The following is a 17,377-nucleotide window of genomic DNA, read 5'->3' on the forward strand; positions in this document are numbered from 1 at the left end:
TGCATCCCACTTTTGCAGATTCCCATGGCTCGCCAGGGAGCACCCTCATCCCCAGCCCTTCTCCCGCAGGAGAAAGGAGCCAAAAGCCCTCTCCTGAGGGAGAGGGTTGGGTGAGGGATTGCATAACTGGGATGCACTCTCATTTCAAGCATGGGTAATGCCATAGCATCAACATATTCACTAGGTAACGTATCCGGCTTAAAAACTAAGATAACCTGTTCGCTGGGGTCGATGAGCCAACCGAGTTGAGTGCCTTGACGGAGCATGAAGAGGATTTTGCGAGTGACCTGTAATGAACGTTGATCCGGCGAGAGAATTTCAATCACCCAGGGGGCGCGAAATCGATTCCTTGGTTTTTGATAGGCAACACCGTTGATAAATTCCCATGCTGGGGATTCATCAATGGATGGATAGCTAAGAAAGGTTGCAAGACTGGAACGTTCAGGTACTGCAATAACCATAATGTGATTTCTTTGCTACCCCTTGAACTGAAAAACTGAATCGATGTTTGAATTGTCTTATCCTAACAAAAAGCCTGGTGAATCATTGTGACTCACCAGGATTGTGTCGTTTTTAATTACTCAAAATCAAGCTAAAATTACGGCAGATCGGTGTTGCCCATTAAGAAGCGATCGCAGGCTTTCGCCACACCGCGACCCTCATTAATCGCCCACACCACGAGACTTTGGCCGCGCCGACAATCCCCCGCTGCGAAAACATTGGGGAGGCTGGTAGTGTATTCGCCGTGGTTGGCTTTGATGTTGCTGCGGGGGTCGCGATCGAGACCGAGAGAGTCTAGTAACGGTTGCTCCGGGCCAAGGAAACCCATGGCGAGTAAGACCAACTGAGCCGGGAGTATTTTTTCCGACCCTTCCACATGTTTGGGAATAAAGCGGCCTTGGTCGTCCGTTTGCCAGTCCACTAAAACCGTGTGAACCGCTTTGAGATTGCCCGCGTCATCGCCTTCAAAGTGGGTAGCGGTGCGGAGATAGCTGCGGGGGTCGGAACCGAACCGAGCGGCGGCTTCTTCTTGGCCGTAGTCCAGGCGGTAGATTTTGGGCCATTCGGGCCAGGGATTATTGGCGGCGCGGGTTTCGGGGGGTTGGGGCATGATTTCCAACTGCGTCACCGAGGTACAGCCGTGGCGGATCGATGTGCCGACGCAATCGGTTCCCGTGTCGCCGCCACCGATGATCACCACGTCTTTACCCGCAGCGGAAATGAAGTCCTCGGTGGGGTTGCCGTTGAGGACGGTGCGGGTGTTGCCGGTGAGGAATTCCATCGCGAAGTGAATCCCCTTGAGATCGCGCCCGGCGATGGGGAGATCGCGGGGTTTGGTGGCTCCGGTGCAGAGAATCACCGCGTCGAACTCGTTGAGGAGTTGCTCAGCGGGGAGGTCTTTGCCGATTTCGGTGTTACAAACGAAGGTGACTCCCTCAGCTTCGAGGACATCAAGACGGCGCATCACCACGGCTTTTTTGTCTAGTTTCATGTTGGGGATGCCGTACATCAGCAGACCGCCGGGGCGATCGGCGCGTTCGTAGACCGTGACCCAATGGCCGGCGCTGTTGAGTTGGGCGGCGGCGGATAGGCCAGCGGGGCCGGAACCAACGATCGCAACCTTCTTCCCGGTGCGATGCTGGGGCGGGTTGGGGGTGATCCAGCCGGATTCCCAGCCTTTTTCAGCGATCGCATATTCAATATTTTTAATCGTCACGGGCGGGTCAGTAATCCCCAACACACAAGCCCCTTCGCAGGGAGCCGGACAGACGCGGCCGGTAAATTCGGGGAAATTATTGGTTTTGTGGAGGCGATCGAGGGCTTCAGACCAGAGGCCGCGATAGACCAGATCATTCCATTCCGGGATGATGTTGTTAATCGGGCAACCGCTGGCCATACGGCTAATTTCGATCCCGGTATGGCAGAAGGGTGTGCCGCAATCCATGCAGCGTGCGCCTTGGTTGCGGAGGCGTTCTTCGCTCATGGGGAGGTGAAATTCATCCCAGTTACGAATGCGATCGCTCGGTGCCACATCTTCGGCTACCTCGCGCAGATACTCCATAAATCCAGTTGGTTTACCCATAGGTCGTGATGTGATGATGAAGGACGTGATGATTTCAGGTGAGGCAAGGGGCTGGAAACATCTAGTTTTTGCAATCCCTCACCCAACCCTCTTCTGAGGGAGAGGGCTTTTAAGCTCCCTTCTCCTGGGGGAGAAGGGCTGGGGATGAGGGCAACATTGTATAGAGTCTGCATAAACGAGATGCTCCCCAAGGGGCTTAACTGCCGCTGATCCGGGAGATGTCGCGGGCGTTTTCTTCAAAGGCCGCCGAGAGGGCATCATCGCCGCTGAGACCATTGGCCAGGGCCGTTTGAATATGTTGCAAGACCCGCTTGTAATCGCGGGGCATCACCTTGACGAACTGGGGGACATGGGCATCCCAAGCGGCGAGAATGGCTTGGGCGCGATCGCTCCCCGTATAGTCCGCGTGTTTTTGGATCATGTCCCGCAATTCGCGGATTTCTTCCGGATCTTCGAGGCGTTCGAGGCCCACCATCTCCGTATTGCAGCGCACCGCAAAATCCCCCGCCTGATCGAAGATATAGGCCACACCGCCGCTCATCCCCGCCGCAAAGTTGCGCCCGGTACGACCGAGAATCACCACCTTGCCGCCGGTCATGTATTCGCAGCCATGATCGCCCACGGATTCCACCACCGCCCGCACGCCAGAATTGCGCACACAGAACCGCTCGCCCACCATGCCGCGCAGGTAGGCTTCACCTCCCGTCGCACCGTAAAACGCCACATTCCCCGCGATGATATTACTCGCCGCCTCAAAGGTGGATTGTTTGGGGGGATAGAGGATGATCTTGCCGCCGCTGAGACCCTTGCCGCAGTAGTCATTGGCATCGCCTTCGAGTTCCAGGGTCACCCCTTTCGGGACGAACGCGCCGAAACTCTGGCCCGCGCTGCCTTGGAAATGGAGGTGAACCGTATCATCCGGCAGGCCGTCCCAATGGCGTTTTGAGATTTCATTGCCGAGGATCGTGCCGACGACGCGATTCGTGTTGCAGATCGGCAGGGTGGCTTTGACGGGTTCACCCTTTTCAATGGCAGGCTGACAGAGATCCAACAGGGTTGTCAGGTCAAGAGATTGATCTAAGCCATGGTCTTGGGGAATTTGGCAATAGCGGCCCACCTCTGGCCCCACGTCCGGCTGATGGAGGAGGGCGCTGAGGTCGATGCCTTTCGCTTTCCAATGCTCGACGGCGTGTTTTTGTTCGAGAACATCGGTGCGGCCCACCATTTCGTTAATCGTCCGGAACCCCAACTCGGCCATGATTTCCCGCAGTTCCATGGCGATGAACTTCATAAAGTTCACCGTATGGTCAGGGTCGCCGGTGAAATTTTTGCGCAGTTCGGGGTTTTGGGTGGCCACGCCGACGGGGCAGGTGTTTTTATGGCAAACCCGCATCATGATGCAGCCGAGGGTGACGAGGGGAGCCGTGGAGAACCCGTATTCCTCAGCACCGAGGAGAGTAGCGATCGCAATATCCCGCCCGGTCTTCATCTGGCCATCGGTTTCCACCGCGATCCGGCTGCGGAGATTGTTGAGCACGAGGGTTTGATGGGTTTCGGCGAGGCCCAATTCCCAGGGTAAACCGGCGTGCTTAATCGAGGTTTGGGGCGAGGCTCCCGTGCCGCCGTCGAAGCCGGAGATCAGCACCACATCGGCGTGGGCTTTGGCAACCCCAGCGGCGATCGTGCCTACGCCCACTTCAGACACGAGTTTCACACTCACCCGCGCTTCCCGGTTGGCATTTTTGAGGTCGTGGATTAATTCCGCGAGGTCTTCAATGGAGTAGATGTCATGGTGGGGCGGTGGCGAAATCAAGCCCACGCCAGGGGTGGAGTGGCGCACCTTGGCAATCCAGGGGTACACCTTCAGGCCCGGCAGTTGACCGCCTTCGCCGGGTTTCGCCCCTTGGGCCATTTTGATCTGTAGCTCGCGGGCTTGGGAGAGGTAGAGGCTGGTGACACCAAACCGACCCGACGCGACTTGCTTGATCGCGCTGTTTTTCGAGTCGCCTTGGTCGTTCGTCCAGGTGTAGCGTTCGGGGTCTTCGCCGCCTTCGCCGGTGTTGGATTTACCGCCGATCCGGTTCATGGCGATCGCTAACGCCTCATGGGTTTCTTTCGAGATTGACCCGTAGCTCATCGCCCCGGTTTTAAAGCGTTTCATAATCGCTTCAATCGGTTCGACTTCCTCTAAGGGAATCGGTTCACGGGCCTTGAATTCCAGCAGATCCCGCAGGCGAAAGAGGCTCTTACCCTGTTCGTTCACCTGGGCGGCATAGCGGCGATAGAGGTCGTAATTGCCTTCGCGCACCGCTTGCTGCAAGAGGTGAATCGCCATCGGATCGAGCAAATGCGCTTCGCCTTCTTTGCGCCATTGGTATTCGCCGCCCACATCGAGGGTGAGGGGCGCACCGTCGCGATCGCTGAACCCGGCATGATGGCGCTGAATCGCTTCCGAGGCAATCACACCCAGATCCACCCCTTCCACGCGGGAGGCCGTCCAAGAGAAATACTTGTCCACCACCGAGGAATGCAAGCCGATCGCCTCGAAAATCTGAGCGCCGCGATAGCTTTGGATTGTGGAAATGCCAATCTTGGAGCCGATTTTAATCACGCCTTTGGTGACGGCTTTGATGTAGTTCTTACAGGCGGTTTTCGGGTCAACCCCTGTAAGTAGCCCTTCATCGATCATGCCCTGGAAACTCTCAAAGGCCACGTAGGGATTAATCGCGCCGCAGCCATAGCCCAGAAGCACCGCAAAGTGATGCACCTCGCGGGGTTCGCCAGATTCGAGGACGAGGCCGACGCGGGTGCGTGTGCCGTTGCGGATCAGATGGTGATGAAGTCCGGCGACGGCCAGCAGCGCGGGGATCGGGGTATGGGTGGCATCCATGCCGCGATCGCTCAAAATCAAAATATTTTTACCGGCGGCGATCGCCCCATCCGCAGCCTGGAAAATCTGCTCTAGGGCTGCTTCCATCCCCTCCACCCCCGTTTGTGGGTCAAACAGGATCGGCAGCGTCAGGGAGGAAAATCCCCGCAGATTCACCGCCTTTAACTGGGCCAATTCCGCATTACTGAGCACCGGGGTGGGCAGTTGAATTAATTGGCAGCTTTCCGGTTTCGGGTCGAGGAGATTCCCTTCCGAGCCGATCGTCGTTACCGCCGAGGTAATAATCGCCTCGCGAATCGAATCAATCGGCGGGTTTGTCACCTGGGCAAAGAGTTGTTGAAAATAGTCATAGAGCAGTTTGGGCCGGTTCGACAGGGCCGCTAGGGGGGTATCGGTTCCCATCGCCCCGATCGCTTCCACGCCATTTTGCGCCATCGGGGTCAACAACAGCCGCAATTCCTCAAAGGTATAGCCAAAGGCTTTCTGTTGGGCGATCAGCGGCGTGGTGGATGCCACCGGATCAGCCGCCGGCAGATCCGCCAACGCCACCCGGTATTGATCGAGCCAATCGCGGTAGGGTTGCCCGGTGATAATCTCCTGCTTAATTTCCTCATCGGAGACAATCCGCCCTTCGTCCATATTCACCAAGAACATCCGCCCCGGTTCCAAGCGACCCTTATGGGCCACTCGTTCGGGGGCAATGGGCAACACCCCCGCTTCGGAGGCCATAATCACCAAATCATCATGGGTGACGTAGTAGCGGGAGGGGCGCAAGCCGTTGCGATCCAACACCGCCCCCATCATCGTGCCATCGGTGAAGGCGATCGAGGCGGGGCCGTCCCAAGGTTCCATCAAACAGGCGTGATATTCATAAAACGCCTTACGCTCCTCGCTCATGGACTCGTGGGCCGTCCAGGGTTCGGGGATCATCATCATCATCGTGTGGGGCAGGGAGCGACCGGACAACACCATCAATTCCAGGGCGTTATCAAAAATGGCGGAATCGCTGCCTTCCATGTCGATGATCGGCTGCATTTTGTTCAGTTCATCGCCGAATAAGTCCGAGGCGAAGAGGCTTTGGCGGGCGTGCATCCAGTTGATGTTGCCGCGTAGGGTGTTGATTTCGCCGTTGTGGGCGACGTAGTGGTAAGGGTGCGATCGCTCCCAACTGGGGAAGGTGTTCGTGCTGAAGCGAGAATGCACTAAGCCGAGGGCGCTGATGTAGTCGGGGTCGCTGAGGTCGGGGTAGTAGCTGCCCACCTGGGCGGTGGTGAGCATCCCTTTGTAGATGATGGTGCGACAGGAGAGGCTGGAAACGTACCAGTATTCATCGAGGCCGGCGCGTTGAATTTCATGGTGCGATCGCTTGCTGATCACATACAGTTTCCGCTCAAAATCTAGCTCAGTTTGAAGCTCAGGATTGCGACCGATGAACACCTGCTGCATAAAGGGTTCGCTGCCCTGGGCGGTGGGGCCGAGTTCGCCGTTATCCGTGGGCACATCGCGCCACCCTAGGACGGTTTGGCCGGTTTCCGTGACGATTTTTTCTAACTGCTCCCGTCCCGCTTGACGCACGGCCAGATCAGGGGAGGCGAAAAACATCCCAACGCCGTAGTAGCCTGGTTCCGGCAGGGTAATGCCTTGGGCTTGGGCCACCTTGGCCATAAAGGGGTGCGGCAGTTGGGTGAGGATGCCCGCCCCGTCGCCGCTGTTGGGGTCAGCACCGACCGCGCCTCGGTGTTCTAGATTGACGAGAATTTGCAGGGCTTGGTCTACAATCGCGTGCGATCGCTCCCCCTTCATATGCACGATAAACCCAACACCGCAGGCATCATGCTCATAGCGGGGATCGTATAGGCCCTGTTGTTGTGGCAATGCTTGTCTATTCATGGATGCAATATGACCAAGGGAAACAACTATCCGCAAAGGGACGCAAAAGATAAATTCCGAGTTTTAGAATTGTCGCGCTAAAACCCAAAAAAGGGGATCGTTCTTAACAAAATGATCAGATCACAGCGGGGTGATCTCCCCTATTTCTCAAGGGATTGTGGCCCGATCCACCCTGCTCAAATGTCAGTTTGATATCGTCAAAGCATGACATTGTGATGATATCTAAAAATAAATTGATCAGGAGATAGGGTTAAGAATCGACAGTAATACGATGAGAATCGACGGAAAACGAGGCAATATCCCGATTGTCCTCCCGCAAGGGGTAAGCTCATCTAGTCATCGTTAGCATGATTCAACAATTGCAAAATCTGACTCAATGCAAAGGCGGAGAAGTTGAGGCTAATCATGCCTGAAACAGATTGAAAACCCAAATCGCAGCAGTAGCCGATCGCTCACGGCCAAACAGAGACTACCACCCCATCAAGAAATAGTCTGACGCTAAATCGTCAGCCAAAAAGTGTTGATTTATACCGTCAACTGGCCTGGGGCGGCGGGCTGGGGCCGCGCTGGTAAGGGTTGCGGATTGATGGCGTGGGCGATCGCGAAAAACCGCCGATGCAGAGCGGCACTGCTCCACTATCACCACCGCCCAGAAATTTCCCCATCCAGGGCTGAACCGCAAAACCATCCATCAAGATCAAGGGGCAAAATCCCAGTCAAACCCTGAACCCAAAGGATTCCTATCATAGCGATTCGCCGCAACGAGGGCAAGAAAACGGCGGTTAGATAATAAAAAGCTATGTCAGTGATTAATTATACAAATCAAAAAAAGGGAACACACGAGTACGACTAGCTTTGGGCGTACCCCACCGGCTCAACGCCGCCCAATGCGCTGCAAAACTTAAATATACTGAGGGTCTATATTCAGAATTCTTAATATTCTCTGTAACGTTTGCTTTTGTTTTTTGCACTTAATACCATCTACAAAATCCCCATGTCACTGTTCAAACTCGCTTGGTTAACCTCATCATTGAGCTTCATAATGGTGTGGTGTGCTAGTGCCATGGCTCTCTCTCCCGATCGCGCCTTCGCCCTCTTGGCCGCCGTATCTGCCGCCCCCCAATCCTGGCAGACCAACACCCCACAAGGTCAACAGGATTCCCTCGCCCTCAGTATGCGTCTCACCCAGGCCTTTTCTACAGACCCATCCCCAGGGTTACAGGGCAAAACCTTAGCGTGGCAGCCCACAGATTCCACCACCGCTTGCCCTGCCATGGTGCAGCGCTGGTCTCACATCCCGGACCCTCCCAATTTCCACACCCATGCCCCCCTGCCCCAGCAAGCGACCGTCCGAGAGCAATTGCTCACGGTGCTGTCTGGGATGATGGAGGACTATCAAACCCAGAAAACGGCAACGGTGACGGTGAGTTCTGCGCTGCCGAGGTTTGACATTGAAACCCTTTGGGATGCGTGGCAACAGCCGATCAACCATTTCAAGGCGCAATGGTCTCCTCGTCAGGAACAGGTGCAAGTGATGGTCAATGGGGCAGCGATCGCCACCCTCAGCCACTCCACGAACGCCAAGCACCTCGCCGATCAAATTCGCTATTTTGTGAATCAGCCGGATTGGGACGCAACGCAATTAGAGCCGACCTTGATGGGGCAGTACCCCGCGATTCGGAGTGGAGATCGCTTAATGGTGGTGATTGATGATGCGATCGTGCCGCCAGAGGAGCAAAACCGGGAATTGTTGGCCATCGATTGGACGAACAATCTCCGGCAGGCCTTTGGGGTGGAACCGTTAGAACTGGTGACGGCGCAGCAGATGATGTACGGCATCCGTGAGACCCGCGAAGATTTTGAAGGGGTCGCTTCTTGGTATGGCCCGATGTTCCATGGTCGGCTCACGGCTAACGGCGAAACCTATAACCAAGATGCCTTCACTGCGGCTCATCCCTATTTACCCTTTAACACTTACCTGAAGGTGATTAACCTCGAAAGCCAAGAGGCGGTAATCGTGCGGATTAACGATCGCGGCCCCTATATCCAGCCGCGCACCCTGGATCTATCGCGGGGCGTGGCTCGTTGTATTGAGAGTAAAGAGTCGGGGGTTGTGCCCTATCGTGCGATCGTGATGAGTTCTTCCTAGGCAACCCTTTGCCTTTGGGAAGTAGCCCTTTAAAATGGGCGATGGATGGGATCAACGGTGAAACATGCAAATTTGGGTTGTGAGTGTTGTGGTCTTGTTTATGGGGATTCAAGCCTATCAATGGTTGTCCCACTTGGCCCTGCCGCTACCGATCTACGGAGTCGCGGGGGTGTTGTTAGCGATCGCCTCCAACCGCACCGGGTTCCGCCTCCCCACACCGCCCGCCCCATCCTTAACCCCTCCTCCCGAAACCCCCTCATCCATCCCATCCCCCCCCGACCCCACCCCCCCAAAACCCTCCATTTCCTTCAAAATCAGCCGCGATTAACCCCACACCTGCCCTCTGCTGTCGTGCGATCGTCTCGCTCGCTGCCTGCTGTCCTCCTCTGTATCAGGAGTGAGCCAGGGGATCACCCCCTACAAGCCCAAGTCTTTCTTCATCGTCTGTAAATCCGCCTCAATTTCCCATTCTCGGAACTGGGCATCCACCGCATCAAAGGCATCAACCCCCGCTCGGTAGCGCGAGGCATTCTGCCAACCGGGAGGCGAGGCTTGGGGGGGCTTGGGTTGGGCGGCGGCTTCGGCGGCCACCTTGGCGGCGAGTTCCTTTTGTTTGGCCACCGTTTGGGCGAGGAGGTGTTCGGCTTGGCTGCGGTTTTGTTTGGTGCTTTCCAGTTGGCCCCAGCGTTGATTGCCTTGGCGCAGCAGGGCGGCTTCCCGTTCGCGGGCTGGGTTGGCGAGGTCATACCGTCCGGCGGCTTCGGCCTTGGCAATGCGTTGATGCCAGAGTTTGATATCTGCGGCGATCGCTAAAATCTCCTGTTCCAACTGCTGCACCTGTTGATTCAAACGTTGAATCAGCCGCTGGGTCTCGGCCTCTTGTTCGCGCAACTGCTCTTCGAGCACCTGTAACTGAAGCTGGGGATTATTCTGCAAAAACTCATCCAATCGCTCTTCGAGAAATTGGCTGACATCATCAAAGACACTCATGGGGGCTTAGGGGTTAGAAGGTTTGACCCACGTAGATCGATCGGACTTCCCCATTGCGGCGCACGGTGGCCTGCCTGTTTTCGGTGGACACCAACGTCCAACCACTATCGCCAATGGGTTCCCCGACGCTGATCCGTTGGGTGGTCTCTCCTACCATAAACAATGCCGTGGAGCGATCGCCATAGTCCAAAATCCCCACCAACTTATTGGTGTTCGAGGGCAATGGATTGCTGGGGGCCACCCCTGGAGCCTCATCTAAAGAGGGTAAAGGGGGCAACACCTGCTGCTGACGAGCGAGGGGCGGCGCGGGAATGGTCGCCGCCGGGAACCGGGGAACGGGCGACTGAGCCGTCCGATTGTTCTGAGGTAATGGGGCCGGTGGGGTGGAATTCGAGGCCGGATTTTCTGAAAGGTTCGGAGGGGTTACCGGTTGATTGTCCTGCGATCGCGCCCCTGACCCATCGGCTGAATTGGGATTAGGCGGATAGACCGGAATATACACCCGTTCGATCACCTGGGGCGATTGGGGCGCGGCGGCGGTATTGTCCGGGGCGGTGAGGTTGGCTTGGAGGGGGGTTTGGGGGGTTGCGGCGGCGAGACTGGGGGGGCGGCGCTCGATGGCTTGGAGCGATCGCAACATATACTGACCAAACGCGGCTTCTTCTGGGGGCAACTCCGCCAAAGAGGAACCCGATTCCACCGTACTCGTCACCGCCGGTTGAACTCGCTGCAAGTTCAGCTTACCTTGAGTCGCCAACCACACCACAACCCCCACCAAGGAGAGGCCAGCGATCGCAAAAAAGACCTTATCTAAATTCTGTGCCAGGATCATCTTTGCTGAGGGCCGCACTGACGGCGCTGCCGAAACTTTCCGGCTAGATTGGGAAGTGACTGCCCTCTCAGCCGGAGCAGGAACCGACGTACTCGACATCGTCAACTCCGTCGGCACCACCGATCGCAAGGACACATAATTCCCTTGGGCCGGCTTCGTCGGCAATTGGCTTCCCCCGTCCAAAATCCCATCAACATCCGAAAACAGATCATCCATTAGATGATCCGCCTCCGATTCAATCGACCATGGCTCCGCAACTTTCGGTTCTAAATAGGCAGGGGAAGCAGTCCCGTTCATTACCTCATCAGCCATAGATTTTTTCTCTGTCCTCAACACACTGAATGCAGCACTATCTTATCCTGTCGGTTCTCGAACGGCTACAGATTGAGGATGATTTTCTCTGTGAATCATAAAAAATGAATCCCCCTAGGAGAAGTCCAACCCCAGCCCAGCAAAGACCTCTCCTCTGTGCCTAGACTCCGTCGGGCCCTGATCGGGGAAATCACACCCACCCAGGAGCGGCGCAAGCACCACGCAAAAAGCATTCACCAGGGCGATCGCCCCTAACCCTGGCCTCTCCTCAAGATCACAACGATCCTCCCATCCAACCGTCCCGCATCATCGCATCCGTTGGGCAAATCAAACTGTCCTGAAATGTCCTGCTCTAGATGTTGATCTAGAGGGCGAAGCATCCCCCAATTCAGTCCAGACACCCCCGGCATTAAGATTAATTCATGAAAATTATGCACAGCACTTCGGTCAATTCCAAATCAGCTAAAGACCAACAAGAGACCAAAACTTTTATTCATAGAAAGCCACAATCTGCAATAAATCAAGAATTCCGATCGAGGCTGCAAAAATACACTGTAAACAAATCACCTCAAAACCTCAAAAATATTGACATCGTGAAATACTGCCGATAAGATGGCTAGATCAAAAACAATAATATCCAATCTCCTCTTGCGTTAAATCTAATGCAAAATCGATCTTTAAAAACAATGAAACTCCTTCAAAAAAGTGCGGATTATTTTGCATTTCGAGATCATAAATCTACCTATATTTTAGCTTGGATTACCTTAGGGATTTGTGTGCTCCCGGTCATTTTAGAGGGAATGGGTGTTGATTTTAGCTCACCCGCGATTACGGCTGATCTCTTTCAAACCCTACCGACTGAAAATATCATTGATACCGTTCATATTCACTTGGCCGGGAGCTTTGTCCATACGATTTTAGAATGGAGTGCATTTTGTGCTGGGCTGTTTACGGCCATTCTTGCTTTTGTCTATTTTGTTCTCAACCGTGATGTTGTTACCCCTATTATCGGCATTTCTCTATTTTATGCCGGTTGTATGGATGCCTTTCATACCCTAGCGGCCGATCGCCTCATTGCCGGTGTTGCCAACTCCCAAGACTTGATTCCCTTCACTTGGGCAATTTGTCGGGTTTTTAGTGGTTTGATTTTGATTATTGGAGTCAGTCTCTTTTTGGGGACGAAGCGATCGCACCTCGACGGCAAATTTCAATCCATTGCTCTGATTAGCGTGATCTGCGGAGTGGTCGCCTATGGCACAATCTTGGTCTGTGTCCGCACGGAACACCTCCCCCAAACCATGTTTCCCACCGCGCTGATCACCCGACCCTGGGATGTAGTGCCGCTGGTTTTGTTTGCGATCGCGGGTCTGTTTCTCTTTCCCCGCTTCTATCATCGCTATCCCAGTTTTTTCTCACAATCCCTGATCATCAGCACCATCCCACAAATTGCCACCCAAATTCACATGGCATTCGGCTCCACTCGACTGTTTGACAGTGATTTTAATATTGCCCATTTTTTAAAAATAATCGCTTATTTAATCCCCTTTATTGGCTTGTGTTTTGCCTATGTAGAAATCAACATCGAAAAAGAAGCCGCCGAGCAACAATTACGCCAACGCCAAGCCCAACTTGAAACCGCCCTCCAAGACTTAAAAGGCACGCAAGCCCAGTTGATTCAATCGGAAAAAATGTCCAGTTTGGGGCAGTTGGTGGGAGGGATTGCCCATGAAATCAATAATCCAGTTAATTTTATTTACGGCAACCTGATCCACGCCCAAGGCTATGTGAATGATTTAAAATTCATCGTCGCACTGTATCAACAATATTACCCTGATCCTGATCCGCTCATTCAAGATGTCGTTGAAACCGTGGATTTACCCTTCATCCTGAGTGATTTTCCGGATCTACTTCAATCCATGCAAGTCGGCGCAAAACGGATTCAGGAGGTGGTTGATTCGCTGCGCAACTTTTCCCGACTTGATGAATCCGATCGCAAAGAATGTGATATTCATGAGGGCTTAGAAAGCACGCTCTTGTTTCTCAAAAATCGCCTCAAACACCAGCGCAATTACGCCGAAATCACCATCACAAAAGACTATGATGTCTTGCCCTTGGTTGAATGTTATCCGAGTCACCTCAATCAGGTGTTTTTGAGCTTGTTAGAAAATGCGATTGATACCTTGGAAACGAAGGCTAAAACCTCGGATTTTTCTGAGCCTTGCATTACCATTCAAACCCGCTGCACGGGCGATCGCTGCTTGATTGCTATTCGCGATAATGGTATGGGGATGTCTGCGGCGGTGATGCAGAAGATTTTTGATCCGTTTTTTACCACGAAGGGGGTTGGGCAGGGCACGGGTTTAGGGCTAGCGGTCAGCTACAGCATTATCCACGATCAACATCACGGTACCTTAAGTTGCCAGTCGGATCTAGGTCAGGGCAGCGAGTTTCAAATCTCGATTCCGCTGCGGTTGCAACGGGAGCGGTAGGGCTTCAGGATGACGTAATGGCGGGGCGTTGGGGTGATTATCACCGAGGGTCTCGCGGTTGGGTACGGATTAAACCTTCCTAAAGAGGAGCGATCGCCCTCGGCAGAATCTGGTAAGCTTATTGAGAGACTTTCCTAGTTAAGGCTACCTGGATTGATGAAGACAACAGGTAAGGGTCATTGAACCAGGGTCAAGATCCATTGACCTAAATTTTCCTACTGTAAGGACGAAATCACTATGCTTTCACAAAACCTGATTGATCATCTCAATCACCAAATTAATCTTGAAATTTATTCGTCCCATCTTTATCTCCAGATGAGTTCATGGTGTGTGCAAAAAAGTTTAGATGGGTGTGCATTGTTTCTTAATCAACATGCCAATGAAGAAATGATGCATATGCGTCGTTTGTTGGGCTATTTGCATGAAACGGGGGCTTATGCTGTGGTGGGTGGTGTGGAAGCTCCCCCCACCGCCTTCTCATCTTTGACGGAGGTGTTTGAAAAAATCTATGCCCATGAACAGTTAATTACGAAAAAAATTAGCCATCTGGTGCATATTGCAAATACCGAACCGGACTATGCTACGTTGCAATTTTTACAGTGGTATGTGGCGGAACAACATCAAGAGGAGTTTCTGTTCAAAAGTGTTTTAGATAAGATTAAACTGATTGGCACGGATGGTCAGGGACTCTTTTTTATTGATGAAGAGATCCGCAAGTTAGCCACGAATAAAGCTGCGAAGGAAACGACAATGGCCGCTGAAGAGGCTCAATAAGAGCTTGTTTAAAAATTGTCTTTAGGCAAGGGGCTTAAGCCCCTTGTTTCCATTGAGTGAAGCTCATGATTTGGATCTGAGTTTAACGTTTCAAACAGCCTCTAAAACGCTCAATAAAATCAACGGGGGTAACAATAACGGGACTGGCCGGATTTGAACCGGCGACCTAGCGCTTAGGAGGCGCTTGCTCTATCCAACTGAGCCACAGCCCCACGCTTTTGATCCAACGCACACCAATGCACCGATGAATTGATGGGGCGATGAAAAGCATTGTCATTTTATCCCACGGGTTGATCAATCGCCTAGGGGCGATCGCAGGGATGAGGCGAGGTTACCATCGTTCAGTCCATGATGCGATCGCCCTGACCCTGATCGGCCTGGATCTTGATCCGACTTTTTAACCAAGGGTTGGGGGTCAAAGCTTCAATCAACCTTCAACCCCAATCGTGAGTAATTCCCGAAAGAGAACCGCCACCGACCCCGCCATAATCATGGCATAGTCTTCGTTCATGGTTAGCAGGTCGGTGTTCGTGTCGAAATCCAACAGCAGATCGCCCAAGGTCATGATCGCCGTTTCATTCAACGATTCCACCAGCGCCGGCACATCTAGATCCGCCGCACGACAGAGGGTTTTAATCTGCGCTTCATCTTGATCCAAAATGGCCACCAAGGCCCGTTTTTCGAGGGCGGTGAGGGCATGGACAAACTCATACCACTCACTGGCGAGGGCATAGACTCGGCCCGGTAGTTCCGGTTGTTGTAGCTCGGCGAGTTGGGTTTCGAGGGCGGTGAGTTGGTTTTGGGTGGTGGTGAGGGTGTCGAGGGTGTCTTGGAGTTGGTTTTGGGCGGTGGTGTAGTCCTGTTGGGCGATCGCTAACTGGGCCTGTTGCTGTTGTACCTGGCCGCTTAAGTCCTGATGCTGGTGTTGGAGGGTGGTGAGTTGGGGGATGAGGGTGTCGTGCTCGGCCTGGAGGGTGCGTAGGCGTGCTTGGAGGGTCTCCTGTTCTTGGTGGAGGGCGAGGAGTTCCGCCTGTTGAGTCTGGAGGTGTTGACTGGTGTCGCTGAGTTCGTCGCGGCGGGCTTTGAGGGACCCTAGGGTTTGGTGGAGTTGACTGGTTTGGCTCTGGAGGGTGGCTTTTTCGGCGGTTAACTGCGTCACCGCCTGCTGAACGGCTTCGAGGACTTCCTGTTGGTCGAGGATGTCGGTTTGGGCAGCTTCGATCGCCTCGTTGAGGCGGTGGAGATATTGTTCAAGCTGTTGGGCTTGGTTTTGTTGTTGGGCTTGGGTGGCGGTGGCGGTGGCGATGTCGAGGGATTGGGGATAGGGGTTGGGGGTTTGAGCCTGTTGGTATTGGTGGAGTTCGTGAATGAGTTCGTTGCGGTACTGGTGAAGTTCGGTGATGCGACTCAAGAGGCGATCGCGATCCAATTCCAGCCGCTGTAACGTGCCATTCACCTCCTGCTGAGTTTGGAGGGTGGCCTGTATCGTCTGCTGCAAATTGTGGTGCTGGGCTTGGAGGGTATGGATTTGGTGGCGGAGACTATTGCGCTGGTGGCGATCATCTTGGAGATGGCGAAATTCAGACCAGAGGCTCACAAAATACCCCACCGGAACCATAATCACCGCTGTGATCAAGGCGGGTGCTAATTGTTGATGCAAGAGTAAACCCAAAAGAAACCCCACGCCAAACGTGAGGAATCCAAACAGGAAGTTATAGATAGCTTTTGGTGTTTTGTGCGATCGCATTAACCCATTATCATCCTCATCACAGCTTCCTTCACTTGACTGCCAGTGAGAATTCAACCCCTATCCTACCGTTTCTACCTGATTCTCAAGCGTTGAGGGCGACCATTTCTCACAATTTCGCCCCTCAACGACAACAAGGGGCTTTAAGCCCCTTGCCTCTGCACAGGGCGACTGACAAGGGGCTTAAAGCCCCTTGCCTCTGCACAGGGCGACTGACAAGGGGTTTTAAGCCCCTTGCCTCTGCACAGGGCGACTGAGGATCTAGATCAAAAATGACACTTTTCATGCAGCCTCTGAACCTCTTGCGCGATCGCACCTCACGATCGCAGCCAACTATGGAGCAGCCACCCCAAAATAAACCCCAGACCCCCAAACCGTACCGTTTGCCAAAAGGGTTCTTTAAAACTCTGCCATTGGATCAGGCGGCTTTCGAGGTTGAGGGCGATGGTTTCGATCTGGGCTTCGATGTGGGCGAGTTCGGTTTTCCAGGCGGGGGGTTTTTCGGTTTTGACCCGTTGGCGATCGCTTTGCAGTTCGGTGAGGGTGTTTTGGTCTTGGAGCACTTGGGCGAACCGCTCTTTTAGCTCCCGCAGCGCAGCATCAGCGGCGGCTATGGCTTGTTCAAATTCCTCTTGGCCCTCCATCATTCCCCCTGAGGTTTCCCTGGTCTTTGTATACTGCGAGAGGTAGATTTACTCTGTCGCGCCCAATAATTTTATGATCCCATCGTCTTCTCTGAACACGACCCACCACAGTACGGCACAAACGCCGCTGGAATTGGCGCAGGCCTTGGCGGCTCAATTAGCGATCGCCCCCAACGATTGGCATCGGCTCAAGGGCAACCGCCGCGCCCAAGCCCAGCAACATCTCGCCGCTGGTTTGGTCTTGCTGCTCAACGATCAACCGGACGACGCTCTCCAGCACCTTCAGCAGGCGGTGGGCTGGCTCGATCGCTCGATCAAAGCCCCCCCCTGCCCCAGCCACGGCAACCATTAACCGAGCCTCCCCGCCGGGGATTCAAATCCCCGGCTCATCGCGCAAGTAGGCTAAAGCCTACTCATGCCGAACCCGTTTTAACGGGTTTTATCTTAAAATGTGCAAAGAAGACTCCCACTATAAAGCGAGTCCGAGTAGAGTTACCGAAGGTAACGGCGGACGTGCCTTTTAGTGGCGAGATGAATTTGCACCAACAAACAAATCGAGCGACAGCGAGTCCTTTAA

At 53.9% G+C, this 17,377-nt stretch carries 14 protein-coding genes and 1 tRNA gene; 6 read left to right on the top strand and 9 right to left on the bottom strand.

Annotated elements, in window-relative coordinates:
• From PN477_RS08335 to PN477_RS08350, 4 genes are all read right to left on the bottom strand, one after another.
• Positions 1-461: Uma2 family endonuclease (locus tag PN477_RS08335; protein WP_272117712.1), on the bottom strand; the 461-nt coding region annotated here is incomplete at its 3' end.
• 137 nt (positions 462-598) lie between these two features.
• On the bottom strand, positions 599-2,083 hold the full coding sequence (locus tag PN477_RS08340; protein ID WP_272117713.1) for a glutamate synthase subunit beta: 1,485 nt from the start codon (positions 2,081-2,083) through the stop codon (positions 599-601).
• Between the two features lie 196 nt (positions 2,084-2,279).
• A complete protein-coding gene (gene gltB, locus PN477_RS08345) occupies positions 2,280-6,863 on the bottom strand; it encodes a glutamate synthase large subunit (protein WP_272117714.1) in 4,584 nt (1,527 codons plus the stop codon).
• Between the two features lie 533 nt (positions 6,864-7,396).
• A complete protein-coding gene (locus PN477_RS08350; RefSeq protein WP_272147152.1) occupies positions 7,397-7,555 on the bottom strand; it encodes a hypothetical protein in 159 nt (52 codons plus the stop codon).
• Positions 7,556-7,857: 302 nt separating this feature from the next.
• Between PN477_RS08350 and PN477_RS08355 the strand changes: the two genes are divergently transcribed.
• The gene (locus tag PN477_RS08355; RefSeq protein WP_272147154.1) at positions 7,858-9,012 is read left to right on the top strand and encodes a septal ring lytic transglycosylase RlpA family protein; all 1,155 of its coding nucleotides are present in this window, start codon (positions 7,858-7,860) and stop codon (positions 9,010-9,012) included.
• Between the two features lie 64 nt (positions 9,013-9,076).
• On the top strand, positions 9,077-9,340 hold the full coding sequence (locus PN477_RS08360; RefSeq protein ID WP_272117717.1) for a hypothetical protein: 264 nt from the start codon (positions 9,077-9,079) through the stop codon (positions 9,338-9,340).
• Between the two features lie 89 nt (positions 9,341-9,429).
• On the opposite strand, the gene PN477_RS08365 is transcribed toward PN477_RS08360, so the two are convergent.
• Entirely contained in the window at positions 9,430-10,002 is a 573-nt protein-coding gene (locus PN477_RS08365; RefSeq protein ID WP_272117718.1) for a TIGR04376 family protein, read from the bottom strand.
• 13 nt (positions 10,003-10,015) lie between these two features.
• Positions 10,016-11,131, bottom strand: a complete 1,116-nt coding sequence (locus PN477_RS08370) for a hypothetical protein (protein WP_272117719.1) — start codon at positions 11,129-11,131, stop codon at positions 10,016-10,018.
• 701 nt (positions 11,132-11,832) lie between these two features.
• Here PN477_RS08370 and PN477_RS08375 point away from each other — a divergent pair.
• Together PN477_RS08375 and ftnA are read left to right on the top strand one after the other, a co-directional pair.
• Positions 11,833-13,635: an ATP-binding protein gene (locus PN477_RS08375; protein WP_272117720.1), complete on the top strand. Its 1,803-nt coding sequence runs from the start codon at positions 11,833-11,835 to the stop codon at positions 13,633-13,635.
• A gap of 237 nt (positions 13,636-13,872) precedes the next feature.
• Entirely contained in the window at positions 13,873-14,409 is a 537-nt protein-coding gene (gene ftnA, locus PN477_RS08380; RefSeq protein WP_272117721.1) for a non-heme ferritin, read from the top strand.
• Positions 14,410-14,547: 138 nt separating this feature from the next.
• On the opposite strand, the gene PN477_RS08385 is transcribed toward ftnA, so the two are convergent.
• A tRNA-Arg gene (locus PN477_RS08385) sits at positions 14,548-14,621 on the bottom strand.
• Positions 14,622-14,669: 48 nt separating this feature from the next.
• Here PN477_RS08385 and PN477_RS08390 point away from each other — a divergent pair.
• A complete protein-coding gene (locus tag PN477_RS08390; RefSeq protein ID WP_272117722.1) occupies positions 14,670-14,810 on the top strand; it encodes a hypothetical protein in 141 nt (46 codons plus the stop codon).
• Between the two features lie 26 nt (positions 14,811-14,836).
• On the opposite strand, the gene PN477_RS08395 is transcribed toward PN477_RS08390, so the two are convergent.
• Together PN477_RS08395 and PN477_RS08400 are read right to left on the bottom strand one after the other, a co-directional pair.
• On the bottom strand, positions 14,837-16,213 hold the full coding sequence (locus PN477_RS08395) for a coiled-coil domain-containing protein (RefSeq protein ID WP_272117723.1): 1,377 nt from the start codon (positions 16,211-16,213) through the stop codon (positions 14,837-14,839).
• Between the two features lie 260 nt (positions 16,214-16,473).
• Complete coding sequence (locus tag PN477_RS08400) at positions 16,474-16,803, bottom strand: sll0565 family protein (RefSeq protein ID WP_272117724.1); 330 nt, start codon at positions 16,801-16,803, stop codon at positions 16,474-16,476.
• 70 nt (positions 16,804-16,873) lie between these two features.
• Here PN477_RS08400 and PN477_RS08405 point away from each other — a divergent pair, with 70 nt between their 5' ends.
• Positions 16,874-17,152 (top strand): DUF6439 family protein, encoded by a 279-nt coding sequence (locus tag PN477_RS08405; RefSeq protein WP_272117725.1) that lies wholly within the window; start codon positions 16,874-16,876, stop codon positions 17,150-17,152.
• Positions 17,153-17,377 lie beyond the last annotated feature (225 nt).

Origin of the sequence: Spirulina subsalsa CS-330, assembly GCF_028330765.1 — a bacterium.
Lineage (GTDB): Bacteria > Cyanobacteriota > Cyanobacteriia > Cyanobacteriales > Spirulinaceae > Spirulina > Spirulina subsalsa_A.

What these genes read in the sequence shown, in the direction of transcription:
- PN477_RS08350 (WP_272147152.1), bottom strand. Translation starts at nt 7,555, where the DNA reads ATGGATGGTTTTGCGGTTCAGCCCTGGATGGGGAAATTTCTGGGCGGT.
- PN477_RS08355 (WP_272147154.1), top strand. Translation starts at nt 7,858, where the DNA reads ATGTCACTGTTCAAACTCGCTTGGTTAACCTCATCATTGAGCTTCATA.
- ftnA (WP_272117721.1), top strand. Translation starts at nt 13,873, where the DNA reads ATGCTTTCACAAAACCTGATTGATCATCTCAATCACCAAATTAATCTT.
- PN477_RS08390 (WP_272117722.1), top strand. Translation starts at nt 14,670, where the DNA reads ATGAAAAGCATTGTCATTTTATCCCACGGGTTGATCAATCGCCTAGGG.
- PN477_RS08375 (WP_272117720.1), top strand. Translation starts at nt 11,833, where the DNA reads ATGAAACTCCTTCAAAAAAGTGCGGATTATTTTGCATTTCGAGATCAT.
- PN477_RS08400 (WP_272117724.1), bottom strand. Translation starts at nt 16,803, where the DNA reads ATGATGGAGGGCCAAGAGGAATTTGAACAAGCCATAGCCGCCGCTGAT.
- PN477_RS08370 (WP_272117719.1), bottom strand. Translation starts at nt 11,131, where the DNA reads ATGAACGGGACTGCTTCCCCTGCCTATTTAGAACCGAAAGTTGCGGAG.
- PN477_RS08405 (WP_272117725.1), top strand. Translation starts at nt 16,874, where the DNA reads ATGATCCCATCGTCTTCTCTGAACACGACCCACCACAGTACGGCACAA.
- gltB (WP_272117714.1), bottom strand. Translation starts at nt 6,863, where the DNA reads ATGAATAGACAAGCATTGCCACAACAACAGGGCCTATACGATCCCCGC.
- PN477_RS08365 (WP_272117718.1), bottom strand. Translation starts at nt 10,002, where the DNA reads ATGAGTGTCTTTGATGATGTCAGCCAATTTCTCGAAGAGCGATTGGAT.
- PN477_RS08360 (WP_272117717.1), top strand. Translation starts at nt 9,077, where the DNA reads ATGCAAATTTGGGTTGTGAGTGTTGTGGTCTTGTTTATGGGGATTCAA.
- PN477_RS08340 (WP_272117713.1), bottom strand. Translation starts at nt 2,083, where the DNA reads ATGGGTAAACCAACTGGATTTATGGAGTATCTGCGCGAGGTAGCCGAA.